A 15,117-nucleotide genomic window follows, 5' to 3' on the forward strand; every position below is an offset into this window, starting at 1 on the left:
AGTTTTTTCCTATCAATAATTTGCTGGTAAAATATTTCACATAGAAGATAAATGCTGTAAAATATAAGAATAAAGCTATAAAATTGAATCTCATTTACGACCCAAATATTCAAAGCCGATCTAAAAAATTCGGCCAAAATGAACTTTAATTTTTACTTCTATTAAGAATTTGCTTATAAATATAACTATCTTTAAAAAATGATTACAAATCACAACAGCTTTTCCGGAGATCATCCAGAAATAAATAGCAGCTACAATACTGAGGATTATCACATTGTAGTGATCGGAGCGTCTGCAGGAGGATTTGAAGCTATTAAAAAGATAGTTGCTGATCTACCGCCCGACTTTCGCCCGCCTGTTTTTATTGTCTGGCATACCGGGGCAGATGTGCAGGGCGTCATGCCCGGAGTACTGAACAAACTAAATTCCATTCATGCCGCACATGCTACTCACAATGAATTGATTAAACCCAATCGCATTTATATAGCACCGCCAGACCATCATTTATTATTGGAAGACGGTTATATAAAACTGACACACGGGCCAAAAGAAAATTATTTTCGCCCTGCTGTAGATCCGCTGTTTCGTTCGGCTGCTTATAGTTACGGAACAAGAGTTATAGGAATAGTACTTTCAGGAGGACTTGACGACGGTACTGCCGGATTGTGGAGGATAAAAAATAATGGCGGAAGTACAATCGTACAGGATCCTGAAGATGCGGAAGCGCGTTCTATGCCCGAGAGTGCCCTACGGGAAGTTGAAGTCGATTATTGTGCCCCCGTTTCAGAAATTGCCGGAATACTGACCAAAATAGAAACCGAAGGAATTGACATAAATGCTGTAATAAAAGATAAAAAAACGGAGTTGGAAAATCGCAGTACAACCGGAGACAAACAAGCCGCAAGAAAATCATTTGAAATGGGAGAACTCTCCCCTTTTACCTGTCCTGACTGCAGGGGTGTTCTTTCTAAAATAGTAGAAGGCGGCATTTCACGCTATCGTTGTCATACCGGACATGCCTTTTCTGCCGATACACTACTCGCTACACTAAGCCGCAGGGTAGAAAACGACCTTTATACGGCACTGGCAGGAATGGATGAAAGTATATGGCTTCTCAATCATATGGGAGATCATTTGGCAGAAATCAATCAAACCCAAGAAGCCGCACTTTACTTTATTAAAGCAAAAGAAACCGAAGGACATTCTGATTTGGTACGCGGAACAATAAAAAATTATAAGCAGCTTACCAATCCTAAGGTACAGATCGAAGTGAACAATTTGAAAAATGAAACAAAATACTAACTTTGTTCCATTCTTAGTATATTATGAAAAAAAACGACTCTGACAGCACTAAAAAAGTAGTAAGACAGTTACAGCAAAAACCGGATAAAAACGAATTTCTAATTGTTGGAATTGGAGCTTCTGCAGGAGGTGTTCAGGCATTGCAGGAGTTTTTCAGGCAGGTGCCTGTAAATACCGGAATTGCCTACGTAGTAATACTGCACCTTTCTCCTGACCATGACAGCCAGCTTACTGCGGTACTGCAGCGTGAAACCCAATTACCCATTAAACAGGTCATTGACAAAGAACATATTGAGCCTGATCACGTTTACGTTGTTTCGCCAAACAAACATCTTACAATGGAAGGCAATACTATAATTGCAACTACCAATGTACTGATGGAAGAGCGCCGTGCTCCCGTTGACATCTTTTTTCGTACCATGGCCGATGAATATGGTCCGCGTGCAATAGCGGTAATTTTATCCGGCACCGGAGCCAACGGATCGATGGGGCTTAAAAGAGTAAAAGAACGCGGCGGTGCCTGTTTCGTACAGAATCCGCGTGAAGCTGAATTCAACGAAATGCCCCGCAGCGCCATTGCTACAAAAATGATAGATGAAGTGCTTCCGGTTTCAAAAATACCGGAGAAAATCATATCCTATAATAACAGCATTGGTGAAATTGAAATTACCGATGAGCCGGAAAAACGACCGGACGACCAGCAAAAAGCATTGCGCGAAATTTTCACGCAGCTGCGCATTCGCACCGGACATGATTTTACAAATTACAAACGTCCTACCCTGCTTCGCAGAATCGAAAGACGCATCAATATAACCGGACATTCTGATCTTCCTTCCTATGCAGCATATATGCATGACAATCCGAATGAACCAGCCGCTTTGCTGAAAGATCTTCTTATTTCGGTAACTAATTTTTTCAGAGATAAAAAACCTTTCGAAACCATTGAACAGGAAATTCTGCCTTTGCTTTTTAAAGATAAAACGAGTGAAGATCAGGTAAGAATATGGGTAACGGGATGTGCTACCGGTGAAGAAGCCTATTCGCTTGCCATTCTGTGTGCAGAAATAACACTCGGTGCCATTGATGCGCCGAAAGTCCAGATTTTTGCCACTGACATTGATGAAGCCGCCGTAGCTCACGCACGAGAAGGTTTGTATACATTAAACGATACTGCCGATGTTTCTGCCGAAAGACTTAGACGTTTTTTCAATAAAGAAGGCGACATGTACAGGATTCGTAGAGAAATTCGGGAAACCATAATGTTTGCCGCACACAATTTCCTTAAAGACCCGCCATTTTCGCATCTCGATATGGTCAGCTGTCGTAACGTAATGATTTATCTGAACCAGACCGCACAGGAAAGAGTAATTGAAACGTTTCACTTTGCCTTAAAACCGGGTGCCTTTCTATTTCTTGGTACTTCGGAATCTGTTGACGGGGCAAGCGATCTGTATTCTGTACACAACCGTGAAAACCATATATTTCAAAGAAGACAGGTTACGCCGCGCGCTTATCCAATACCGGAATCAACGCCAAGCCTGAATTTTGATAAATTTAAAAATGACGATACATCTCAGGAACAGGAGAAAAAAATGCTGGACCGTATTTCCTTTGGTGACCTGCATCAGCAGTTGCTTGAAGAATATGCCCCGCCTTCACTTGTTGTAAATGAGGATTTTGAGATTTTGCATCTTACCGAACGTGCGGGTCAGTTTTTGCAGATTTCAGGTGGCGAACCTTCTAAGAATCTGTTAAAACTTATTAAGCCCGAATTGCGACTTGAACTAAGATCTGCGCTCTACCAGTCTGCTCAAAGGCAATCTGCTGTAGAAGCACGTGGATTAAAAGTCAATATTAACGATAAAACCGAAACTATCAATGTAAAAGTAAGACCTGTGTTACGCTCAGGAGATACTGCAAAAGGGTTTATTCTGATTATTTTTGAACCCGGAAAAGATGAAACCGGACAGGAAATAGTTTTATCTTCGGATGAGCCGCTCGCCAAACAGATGGAAGAAGAACTTATCAGGGTTAAAATCCAGCTGAGAACTGCTAATGAACAGCATGACTTTCAGGCGGAGGAAATGAAAGCTTCTAATGAAGAACTTCAGGCCATGAACGAGGAACTCCGTTCGGCAGCAGAAGAACTGGAAACCAGTAAAGAAGAACTACAATCTATCAACGAGGAACTTCGTACCGTAAATCAGGAACTTAAAGTAAAAATTGAAGAAACCAGTATAGCAAGCAACAACCTTCAGAATATTATAAATTCGACAGACATTGGAACTATATTTTTGGACCGAAGTTTCCGGGTAGCTTTATACACGCCGGCAGCAGGTGCAATTTTCAATCTGATTTCTGCCGATTATGGGCGTCCGCTTACGGATATCACCCATAAACTCGAATATCATGAACTACAGCGCGATGCTGAAACCGTACTTGAAAAATTAAATATTATCGAGAAGGAAGTCAACACCGCAGACGGAAATATTTACCTGATGCGCCTGACGCCGTATCGAACAGATGAAGACCGCATTAACGGAATCATAATTTCGTTTATAAATGTAACCGAACGCAAACAAACCGAGGAAGCACTTCGATCTGTGGAAGATAAATACAGACTTAAACTAGAACAGCAGGTAGAACAGCGTACTGCAGAGCTTAAACAAAGCCGCGATCAGTATCTGACACTCGTACAAAACACTCCGGATGTCATTACCCGTTGGGATAAGGATTTGAAACTAATTTTCGCCAATTCAGCTTTTGAAAATAAAACAGGCGTAAATATTGGGATGCAGCTTGGGAAAACTTATCCGGAAATGGGACAGCCTGCGCAAATCGCGGTACCGTATGCCGAAAGTCTTGAGAAAGCTTTTTCAACAGGAGAAACAATTGAGCATTTTAACTCCTTTCCTACCCCACAGGGAGAAATTCATTTTTACTCCCGAATAACACCGGAAAGAAATGCTGACGGTGAGATTGAAACCATTCTTGCCACAGCCAGGGATATTACAGATCTTAAAAATGCCGCAGAAGAAATTAAAGAGAAACAGGAATTATTTCAGGCTACCATGGACAGTTCGCCGGATATGATACAGGTATTTGAGGCTGTTCGTGACACAACGGGCGAAATAACCGACTTCCGTTGGGTTCTAAATAATTACGCTGCAGAAAAGATATACGGAAATGTTATTGGAGAAAGCCTTCTTACCTTAAATCCGGGTGTTTTAGAAGAGGGAATTTTTGAAACCTTCAGACAGGTTGTAACAACAGGAATACCGAATCTTTCTGAATTGCATTACAAACATGAACAGTTTAATGACTGGTTCTATCAGTCGGCAGTAAAACTGAATGACGGTCTTGTAACCACAACGATAAAAATCACGGCACTCAAAGAAGCCGAGCAGGAAATCAAATCCGGCAGGGAATTTCTTCGTTCCGTGATCGACAGTTCTCTTGATGTAATTCAGGTTTTTAAAGCTGTGCGTGATGATAATGGCAAAATTACAGATTTTGTCTGGCTGGTACAGAACAGCAAAGGAATGGAACAGAACGATGATGTTATAGGCGAAAACCTTCTTGAGAAAAATCCGGGAATTGTTGAAGCAGGTATTTTTGACAGACTTGTACAGGTGGCCGAAACCGGAATACCTGTCGAAATTGAGCAATACTATTCGTCTGAGCAGTTTAAAGACAGTTGGTTTTATCAGGCCATCGTTAAACAGGATGACGGCGTGGTAATGACAACCCGAAATATTACCAAACAAATTACGGCAGAAAAAGAACTGTTGGGCTTAAAAGATGAGCTTGCCAAAAAAGCCAATGACCGTTATCTGGAGCTTTTTAACTCTATAGATGAAGGTTTTTGTATTATACAAGTAGAGTTCGATAAAGATGGGAATGCCTATGATTATCGCTTTATAGAGGCAAACAATGCATTTGCAACCCAGACAGGCCTGCATAATGCCGCCGGTAAAACCATAAAGCAACTTTCTCCTGATCAGGATCAACATTTACTGGAGATATACGGCAGAATTGCTAAAACTCGCGAACCGGAACGTTTTGAAAATCAAATTAAAGAAACCGGTTATTATTACGAAGTTTATGCATTTTCAACAGGTAATCCTGAAGATTATCGTTTGGCAGTGCTCTTCAATGATATCACACAACGTAAAAAGGAAGAAAAGAAAAAGGAACTGGCACAAGAACAGCTTCGCGTATTTGAAGAACGTTCCCGTATAGCACTTGAATCTGCAGGAATGGCTTCATGGGACTGGAATGTGAATGAAGATATGATCAGCTGAAATGAAAACCATTACAAACTTCTGGGACTTACACCCGGGAATGGAACCGTAAACGTTTCGTTTTTTGAGAAGTTCGTACATCCTCATGATAAAAAAACGGTAATAAGTTCGCTGCAACAAGCAGTTGACACAGCTGGGGAATTCATAGCAGAATTTCGCATCCTTCGCGCAGATAATGGAGCTGAATCATGGATGAAAGGATATGGCAGAACCGTAAGCGAGGATAAAGGAAAGGCATCACGCATCATTGGAGTAATGTTGGATATTACAGAACAGAAGCAGTTTACAGAAGAGCTTAGCAGACAGGTTAGCGAAAGAACTGTTGAACTGCAGCGCTCTAATGATGACCTTCGTCAGTTTGCCCATGTTGCCAGCCATGATCTTAAAGAACCGGTTAGAAAGATAAGAACATTTCAAAATAGAATTTTAGAGGAATTTGGCGATCTGCTTCCGCCGGAAGTTAAATTATACCTGCAGCGCATTGAGTCAGCCGCAGTCCGTATGTATACAATGATTGACGGTGTGCTTCATTATTCAAAACTTGGAAATGAACAGGACCCGCTTGAAACTGTAGACCTTAATGAAATCATTGCAGCTATAAAGACCGATCTTGAGATACTTATAGATACTAAAAAAGCATTAATTACAACGTCGAACCTGCCTTCTATAGAAGCTCATTTTACGTTGGTGTACCAGCTTTTTTACAATCTTATTCTTAACTCGCTGAAATTTGCAAAATCAACAGAACCGTCAAGAATTGAAATTACTTCTGACCAAATAAGTAATGAAAATGGCAATTATCTCATGATAACCATAACAGATAACGGCATAGGATTTAGACCAGAACAGTCTGAAAGTATTTTTGATACGTTCACCAGACTGAACTCTGCCGATAAATATGAAGGGTCAGGCCTTGGACTGGCGCTTTGTAAAAAAATAATGGAACGTTATAAAGGAACAATCACAGCAACCGCTGAACCAAATAATGGAGCCGTTTTTACGCTGTTGCTTCCTCTTTAAAATAAACCTTTTAATTGATAAATTATGTCACACAAAATTTTACTGATAGACGACGATGGCGACGACAGGGAATTTTTCCTTGACGCAATTTCTAAAGTTTCATCTCAAGTTTCCTGCACTGTATTAGAAAGCTGCATGAATTTGATTCCCGATCTTACCGCTGGAAAAATAGAGCGGCCGGATCTTATTTTCTTGGATATTAATATACCCGAAATGAGTGGGTGGACGTGCCTTGCGCTTCTTAAAAAAAATGCGCTTTTGGCTGACATACCTGTAATTATGTATTCTACTTCGAACCATATCGAAGAAGCCATGAGGGCAAAAAAAGAAGGAGCAGTCAGCTTTTTTACAAAACCTTATGATTTAAAAGAGCTTCATGAAATCTTAAAAGAAGTAATCGAACATATGGATGAAAATACACTTACCGAGCTGCATCAAAATTCAGACAGATTTTATTAAGACACGTGTTATTTATTTTCAATTAAGAAGTATTCATTTATAATTAAAATTATGTAGCAAGAAAAAATAAGCCTTGCCTACCACAAAAGCCCGTAATGATTTTCATTACGGGCTTTTGTGCTTAATATATTACATCATAAAAAAGGAATTTCAACTAAAATTCAGGTTTCATTTTCCAGTATCGTTTTCTTCTTCTTTTAAAATAGTATTCGAAAAATTTTTAAACTACTGATAAACAGATTCTTCAAACTACTATTTAATCATTTACATAAATGAAATAAATATGACGTAGGAATCATGCAATATCTGTAAATCAAAGATTTAATTCTGTAAAAAACTTATAATCAGTTACTTGATATTTGTTTGAATCAGATGATTATGGAAACAAATAACGGTTTAATCTATGCAAGATTAAGTCCGTAAACAGTTGATAAACAGCCATAACATCTGTATAAAATAGAGTATTAACAGAATGAACTGAAGTTTAATTTTAAAATTAGAAATTATGTTAGCAATGAATTATCGCGGTCCACACAGAGTCCGTATAGATTATGATAAGCCCGAGCCCGAAATTCTGCATCCGGGCGATGCAATAGTACGAGTACTTCGTTCGTGTATCTGTGGTTCTGATCTTCACCTTTATCACGGTTTAGTGCCTGATACGCGTGTGGGATCTACTTTCGGACATGAATTTATCGGTGAAATCGTAGAAATCGGTTCCTCCGTAGAAAAAGTCAAAATTGGCGACCGTGTTATGGTTCCTTTTAATATTGCTTGTGGCAAATGCGCTTTCTGCCGACAGGAATTGTATGGCAATTGCCACGAATCGAATCCTGAAGCTACGGCTGTGGGCGGTATTTTTGGCTATTCGCATACTGCCGGAGGTTATGATGGCGGTCAGGCAGAATATGTGCGTGTGCCGTATGCCGATGTTGGCCCGGTGGTAATACCGCAATGGATGGATCCTGATGACGCTGTGCTGCTGACCGATGTAGTGCCAACCGGATATCAGGCTGCGGAAATGGGCGGTATACAGCCAGGAGATACAGTTGTTGTTTTTGGTGCAGGACCAATCGGAATTATGGCTGCTAAATGTGCATGGCTTTTTGGAGCTGGACGCGTAATCATTATCGACCATATCGAATACCGACTTGAATTCGCTGAAAGATATGCGCAGTGTGAAGCTTTCAATTTTAATTCAATTGGAGATCCTGTTGTTTTTCTTAAAACAATTACAGATTCTCTGGGAGCCGATGTTTGCATTGATGCCGTAGGTTGTGAAGCGGCAGGAAATGCCATTAATACACTTACCGGGCGTAGATTATTGTTGCAGGGCGGCTCTACTACGGCGCTTCATTGGGCTATTAATGGAGTTAAAAAAGGCGGCATTGTTTCTATTGTTGGAGTTTATGGACCAATTGACAGTTTAATTCCAATAGGAAACGTAGTAAACAAAGGTATTACCATTCGTGCTAATCAGGCTTCTGTAAAACGCCTTCTGCCAAGACTTATTGAGCATGTTCAGTCCGGAGTTCTTAATCCAAAAGGACTGATTACGCACCGTATTCCGCTGGAAGAAGTGTCAGAAGCTTATCATATCTTTTCTTCAAAACTGGATAATTGTATTAAAACGGTATTGGTTCCGCCAACGGCCAGTTAATTAATTTAAAAATAATATTATGATAACAGATGAAACAAGCCCTCAGGATTTTGTCAACGACAGACAGGGTGATTATAGCCATATTAAAGGATGGGGTATTGATGCGGATGTGAAAAACGATCCCACGTATCCTATAAAAAAACGAAACAACGATGAGCATAAAGGGTATACCTGGGAGCGTCCGGATTTGCAGGATGAAACTGTAGAAGTACTACAATCAGTAGAGCGTCCTAATCTTACTGCAGTATACGGAACATCAAAACCTCCTAAAGGACTAAGCGGAGCCATACGAAGACTTGCCTACAAATACAGTGAATCGAGTTATGGCAGATGGCTTCCGCTTATACTGGCTGACCGTGTCGATATGATAGAAGGAGTTTTGGAAGATTTTGCCAGTGGCCATGTTCCCAATATCCCAAAAGAAGTTGGACTCAAATCAGAGTGGAAATACAACAAAAAAGGGTTCTTAGTAAAAGCTGCTGCGGGTATTGTAGTTACAGGCTTAGTGCTTACTTATTTAATGGCATCTTCTGATAAGAAACCAAAACACAGCGAATCGTAAATTTTTTCCATACAAATTAAATAAAACATTATGAAACCAATTGATACAAAAACGCATGGATATATAGATTATATCATGGGCATTATTCTTATTGCAGTACCTTTTCTTTTGAAGTTAAATGTCGAAAGTACTCCAAGTATTGTATTATTTGTTCTTGGTGCGGGAGCATTAGTATACAGCATATTGACCCAATACGAATTGGGACTTGTAAAGTTAATCCCAATGAACATTCACTTGATGCTGGATATTGCTTCGGGAATATTTCTTGCTGCATCACCCTGGCTGCTTGGATTTTCAGAGGTCGTTTATCTTCCGCATTTGATACTCGGTTTATTAGAAATTGGAGTGGCCGTAATGACAAATCCAAAACCGCGAATTGAATTATAGATTTTTTGCAAAAAAAAATAAGCTGCCTCAGGCAGCTTATTTTAATTATAATCGAAAGTTAAATACTTTCTTCCTCCCATTCAGGAGTTAAACCCTATTTACGACAGTTGTTTTTACAGCGTACCTTCTTTACTGTCTTGAGCATCATGACCTTCCAGTTTAACCAGTTTGTTATAAATACCAAATAATAAAAATGGTGATGCCCACTGCCCTACAAACAGCGCAGTTTGGCCTTTCCCTAAAACTTTTAGCGTAAGCGACGCACCCATTGCGGCCACTGAGGCATATAGGAATAAATCTGATGGTAATTTAGCTGTCTGCTCTTCTATTGCTTTGGCAGTAGCTCCTTCTCTGTGATCGTTTTCTAATGACATAATATTTTTGTTTAAAATTAATAGGTGAAAAGTAGTTGACTGACATACATGTTTCTTACAGTATTTACAGTCAATCTTACAATATTCCTTAGTTTATAACTTCATTATCATTAATTTAAGAAACTGATTAACAGCATTTTGTTTAAGGTTTAATTTGTTTAAATACTTTATAAAAACCGTTCTAAGGATTGAGTTTAGCAACTCGTTTTTATGGTCAGCAACAAGCTGTTTATCTATCCTGAGAAAAAGCTTATTGGCTAATTATAATATCTGTTTAAATAATTTCCATCCCAATACTTAAACAAATATGGGAATTGTATAAGGTGTTACCGCAATTGTAATAAAGAATTGTAATCACTGTAGCTACATTTGAAAGATTAACCTCAACAGCGATTGTTTTATCTGGGTTCGCTATTCCTAAAAAATAATTTATAAATACGCGAAAGAAGCTGTTTTGCCCACTTGTACGCATTGAAGCCCACTTATTACTTTTCGCGAAATCCCGCCCTAACATAAGCAATGCATTAACAAATGTTTATGTAATTTCTATTTTAATAATGCGCTATACGATAGCATGGTAAGACTATAGAAATCAACACATTATATTAGACACTATCAATAAATTTATTGTTTAGATCAACCAACCGCCAAAAAAAGCCATGACTCCTATAAATGCCATAATTATATCTGAAGAAAAGGAAACTTTGCTCATTTTAAAAAAATTTGAAGAAGAGAACGCTATGATTATGGAAATAATCGGTGATGCTGATAACATTAGCGACGGAACCAATATTATAAAGTCAAAAAAACCAGACCTTATTTTTCTGGATATTGTACTTGTAGATGATCTTTTCTTTGAAATGCTGGAACAATTAAAATTCAGCATTCCAAAACTGGTATTTGTATCAGCACAAAAAGACTACGCTATTAAAGCATTTAAGCACAATGCAATTGATTTTTTATTGAAGCCTATTGATTTTAATGCCATAATATTAGCTGTTTATAAAGTAATTAAAATAAGAGAAATGGAACGTTCTTACCAAAATCAAAAAATTAACAGCATTAATATTTTGAATTCTGCAAATCAATCTAATGATTATGTGGCTGTTGCATCTTTAGAAAAAATAGAACTAATTCCTATGGCAGAGATTACTTATTGTAAAGCAGATGGAAAATATACTGTTTTTGTTCTTTCAAATGGCAATAAAATAATGTCATGCCGAAATCTGGGAGAATACAGCAGCATTCTGGACAACGGTTATTTTTTCAGAATACATCATTCGTATATTGTTAATCTTCGTCATCTCACTAAGATTTCGAAAAAAGACGGTTATTTCTGTGAACTCTCAAATGGGGCTATTTTACCGGTTGCTAAAAGGCGACAAGATGATTTTAACAAATTTATTAAGCTTAAAGAATAAAAAAAACCTTACCTTTTTAAAAGTTAATTTCAACCAATACGGACTGAATATTCTCTATGAAAACAAAAATAGTAATTGCTGAGCACAATCCTGCCGACATTGAGTCGATTCGACACGAGTTGAATAATGGCAATATCGATTGTATTTTAGAAATTGTTCAGTCAGAGAACCAGTTTGAAACGGCGCTACATAATTTTAAACCTGACCTGATTCTTTCTAATGCTACTTTCCCATCTTTTGACGGGATTGCACTATTTAGACTAAAGCAAAAACTGACACCGCAAATTCCTTTTATTTTTGTTTTACAAACTATTGATCTTGAAAAAGCTATAAAGCTTATAAAAATCGGAGTTACGGATTTAGTGCTAAAAGAGAATCTTAGTACTTTAACAAATAAAATTAAAGACGCGCTTGAAGAAGCTTCTACAGTATTAAAAAACGGTAGTACCGATGATTTTTTGAACAGAGAAAATACCGAGAAAAAAAACATAAAAAAGGCTTTTGAAATAGAAAGACGACGGTTTTATAATTTATTTTATCATGCTCCTTCCTGTATGGGGATTTTAAAAGGCCCTAATCATGTATATGAATTGGCAAATGAATTTTATTTACAGTTAATCGATAAAAGAGATATTATTGGTAAAACCGTAAAAGAAGTATTACCGGAACTTGAAACGCAGGGAATTTTTGAAATATTAGATAATGTCTATAAAACGGGTGAACCTTTTTCAGCAAACGAAATGCTAATAAAGTTTAATCGCTATGGAAACGAAAATCCCGGAGGTGCTTATTTAAATTTCATTTATCAGGCGCATAGGGATTTGGATAACAATATCGACGGTATTCTTGTTTTCGCCAATGACGTAACAGAGCAGGTTTTGTCCCGGAAAAAAATTGAGGAACGAGAAAAAATGTATAAAGATCTTATACACAAATTACCTGTTGCCACATATTCCTGCGATCGTGAAGGACGCATACTAATCTACAATAAAGCTGCTGCTGTTTTATGGGGAAGAGAACCGGAAATAGGCAAAGATTTATGGCACGAATCGTGGAATATTTACAATAATAAAAATAACCCCATACCACTTACCTCCTATTCGATGGCTACGGCTTTGCATGAAGATAATTTAAGCCTTAGCAAGGAAATAATTATTGAACGCCCGAATGGAGATAAACGGAATGTTCTGCCCTATCCTGTTCCCTTTCGTGATGCTGAAGGCCAGATCACAGGAGCTGTTATTGTGCTTGCTGATATTACAGAAATGAAATTGGCACAAAAAAGACTGAAAAAAAGCGAAAAAAAATACCGGTATCTTTTTGATAAAAATCCAATGCCAATGTGGATTATCGATTTAGTAACTTTTAAATTTCTCGACGTCAATAAAATGTCTATTCTGCAGTATGGATATAGCCGGGAGGAATTTCTTTCTATGACTGCTCTGGACATACGACCTGGCGATGACAAAAATAATTTCATAAAATCTACCGATACTTCAGCCATTAACAAATCCAATTACAATCGGGGAAAATGGAATCATTTAAAGAAAGACGGAACAATTGTTCCGGTTGAAATCATTGCACATGACATTATTTATGAAGGATTTCCTGCAAGATTAATTCTTTCGAACGATGTAACTGATCGCACAAAAGCAGAAATAAATCTGGAAAAAAGAAATAGAGAACTCATCAAAACTAATTCAGAACTGGATCGATTTGTTTACAGTGTTTCTCATGATTTACGTTCTCCCCTTACTTCTATTCTTGGTCTGCTTTCTTTTATTGAAGCAGAAAGTCTGGAAGCAGATACTCTTAAGCATGCCGAAATGATACGCAGCAGTGTGAATCGTCTGGATGATTTTATCAAAAATATTTTAAGCTATTCGCGAAACAAACGCTCAGGAGTTGAAGTAGAAAAGATTTCGGTTAATGAAACACTCTTTGATATTGTAGATTCGCTTCAATGCATTACAGAAGCAAAAGGAATTCGTTATGAAATTAAAGTCGAAGAACAGCAACCGTTTTATACAGACAGGCTGCGTTTTAATACTATTTTAGAAAATCTGATTTCGAATGCAATAAAATACCATAAAAAAGAAGAAACCGGAAGATATATAAAGATAACTGGACATTCAGACCATGAAAAACTCTATATTACCATTGCTGATAACGGAATTGGAATTGATCCGGAATATCATCAAAAAATATATGAAATGTTTTTTCGGCTTTCAGGCAAAAAAGATGGCTCAGGAATTGGCTTATATATTGTAAAGGATGCCATAGAAATATTAGATGGTTCTATAGAAATACAATCGGCAAAAGGCACTGGAACCACATTTATTATCAAACTAAAAAATTTGAAACCATGAGCACAGAATTACCTCCAAAATTTGAGACTGTAATGATTATTGATGATAACGTCATAGATCTTTACATTACATCACGAATGATTACTCAAAATAATTTTGCGAAAAATGTGTTGCTTTATACAGCTGCAGAAGAGGCCATGCAATACCTGCAGGACAATGAGGATAATATTCCTTTATTGCCTCAGGTAATATTTGTAGATATATACATGCCTTTAATGTCCGGATTTGAATTTTTGGATGCTTATGATAAACTATCTCCTTCCTTAAAAAAATATGCTAAGGCTTATATTATATCTTCAACCATTGACAATGAAGACATTGCCCGATCTATCAACAATAAAAATGTGGTTTCTTTTCACGTTAAACCCATTACTAAAGAATTTCTTGACCGCATTATCTAGAAGATCAAATTTGAATTTTTCATGATCCTTTTTTAAAATTTTTGTTTCTTCGAAATTAATCCGATTGTATTCATAGTTTAAGCTATGACTCTGGCTTTTATAATAACCTTATTTTTACTAAACACTTATACCTTGTAAAAGTCAGTTATTACTTCGCATTATTTATTTAAAACGCATTCCTTTTAATTTGTATTAACATGTGCTTATTAGCCACTGCAATTTAAGCAGCAGGTTACTAAACATAATGTAGCAAACAAGCAATGAACAAATTAAACTAACATTTATCTAAATTAATGAAAAAGCTAGCTTCCTATTTAATTTTACTAATTCCCACCATAGTTTTTTCCTCAAATCCACCTCCGCCCGGGTTACCTGATTTACCCGTGGCGGTACCTATTGACTCAATGATCTCTATATTATTTACAGCAGGTATTCTATTTGGAGGCTATGTTATTTTCAAGAAAAATAGATAGAGGTTTAAGAATGAAAAACAAGATATCTGGCATAGATAAATTGTTAGATTAAAGTTTAAACTCAGAGCTCATTTTCTTCGGAAATGGGCTTTTTTTTATGCCCATTAGATAAAAATGAAGCGCTCAAAATCCCTTATATATTTATTACACTAAAATTATTGACTAATCGTATTTACACTCCAAACATGGGAATTGTATAAAAAACGTGAAAAATTATGAAAGTTGACAGCTACACGTCCTTCTACATTTGGTATTATATAAAAATTAAAAAGCTAAGTGCCAATATATTAACACATTACAAAATTAAATCATCAAATAATTTAAATTATATTATTCTAAAAAATGAAAAACTTTCACTAATTAATAATGAAAAACTGACCATTAG

At 37.2% G+C, this 15,117-nt stretch carries 11 protein-coding genes and 1 pseudogene; 11 read left to right on the top strand and 1 reads right to left on the bottom strand.

The features are described 5' to 3' along the window. The first annotated feature begins 279 nt into the window (after positions 1 to 279). The 8 genes and pseudogenes from EV143_RS12920 to EV143_RS12950 all read left to right on the top strand — a co-directional run bounded on the left by EV143_RS12920 (position 280) and on the right by EV143_RS12950 (position 9,694). A complete protein-coding gene (locus EV143_RS12920; protein ID WP_208111276.1) occupies positions 280 to 1,302 on the top strand; it encodes a chemotaxis protein CheB in 1,023 nt (340 codons plus the stop codon). Positions 1,303 to 1,325: 23 nt separating this feature from the next. Next, a complete protein-coding gene (locus EV143_RS12925; protein WP_133508358.1) occupies positions 1,326 to 5,606 on the top strand; it encodes a CheR family methyltransferase in 4,281 nt (1,426 codons plus the stop codon). Between the two features lie 12 nt (positions 5,607 to 5,618). Further along, positions 5,619 to 5,891: pseudogene (locus EV143_RS22000) on the top strand (PAS domain-containing protein); the annotation flags it as partial. Further along, complete coding sequence (locus EV143_RS21915; RefSeq protein ID WP_410503704.1) at positions 5,865 to 6,626, top strand: sensor histidine kinase; 762 nt, start codon at positions 5,865 to 5,867, stop codon at positions 6,624 to 6,626. The pseudogene EV143_RS22000 and the gene EV143_RS21915, both read left to right, overlap by 27 nt. 24 nt (positions 6,627 to 6,650) lie before the next feature. Continuing rightward, positions 6,651 to 7,085, top strand: coding sequence for a response regulator (locus EV143_RS12935; protein ID WP_133508360.1), 435 nt, complete (start codon positions 6,651 to 6,653; stop codon positions 7,083 to 7,085). 505 nt (positions 7,086 to 7,590) lie between these two features. Then, positions 7,591 to 8,745, top strand: coding sequence for a zinc-dependent alcohol dehydrogenase (locus EV143_RS12940; RefSeq protein WP_133508361.1), 1,155 nt, complete (start codon positions 7,591 to 7,593; stop codon positions 8,743 to 8,745). A 19-nt stretch (positions 8,746 to 8,764) separates the two neighbouring features. After that, positions 8,765 to 9,307 (top strand): hypothetical protein, encoded by a 543-nt coding sequence (locus EV143_RS12945; RefSeq protein ID WP_133508362.1) that lies wholly within the window; start codon positions 8,765 to 8,767, stop codon positions 9,305 to 9,307. Positions 9,308 to 9,337: 30 nt separating this feature from the next. Beyond that, positions 9,338 to 9,694, top strand: coding sequence for an SPW repeat domain-containing protein (locus EV143_RS12950; protein ID WP_133508363.1), 357 nt, complete (start codon positions 9,338 to 9,340; stop codon positions 9,692 to 9,694). Positions 9,695 to 9,807: 113 nt separating this feature from the next. Here EV143_RS12950 and EV143_RS12955 read toward each other — a convergent pair whose 3' ends face one another. Then, positions 9,808 to 10,068: a hypothetical protein gene (locus tag EV143_RS12955; protein ID WP_133508364.1), complete on the bottom strand. Its 261-nt coding sequence runs from the start codon at positions 10,066 to 10,068 to the stop codon at positions 9,808 to 9,810. Positions 10,069 to 10,727: 659 nt separating this feature from the next. Here EV143_RS12955 and EV143_RS12960 point away from each other — a divergent pair. The 3 genes from EV143_RS12960 to EV143_RS12970 are packed head-to-tail and all read left to right on the top strand — an operon-like array spanning position 10,728 to position 14,259. Then, positions 10,728 to 11,489, top strand: a complete 762-nt coding sequence (locus EV143_RS12960; protein WP_133508365.1) for a LytR/AlgR family response regulator transcription factor — start codon at positions 10,728 to 10,730, stop codon at positions 11,487 to 11,489. A 56-nt stretch (positions 11,490 to 11,545) separates the two neighbouring features. Further along, positions 11,546 to 13,858: a PAS domain S-box protein gene (locus tag EV143_RS12965; RefSeq protein ID WP_133508366.1), complete on the top strand. Its 2,313-nt coding sequence runs from the start codon at positions 11,546 to 11,548 to the stop codon at positions 13,856 to 13,858. Next, entirely contained in the window at positions 13,855 to 14,259 is a 405-nt protein-coding gene (locus EV143_RS12970) for a response regulator (RefSeq protein ID WP_133508367.1), read from the top strand. The genes EV143_RS12965 and EV143_RS12970 overlap by 4 nt, the downstream gene beginning before the upstream one ends. Positions 14,260 to 15,117: the final 858 nt, after the last annotated feature.

Origin of the sequence: Flavobacterium chryseum, from assembly GCF_004362015.1 — a bacterium.
GTDB lineage: Bacteria > Bacteroidota > Bacteroidia > Flavobacteriales > Flavobacteriaceae > Flavobacterium.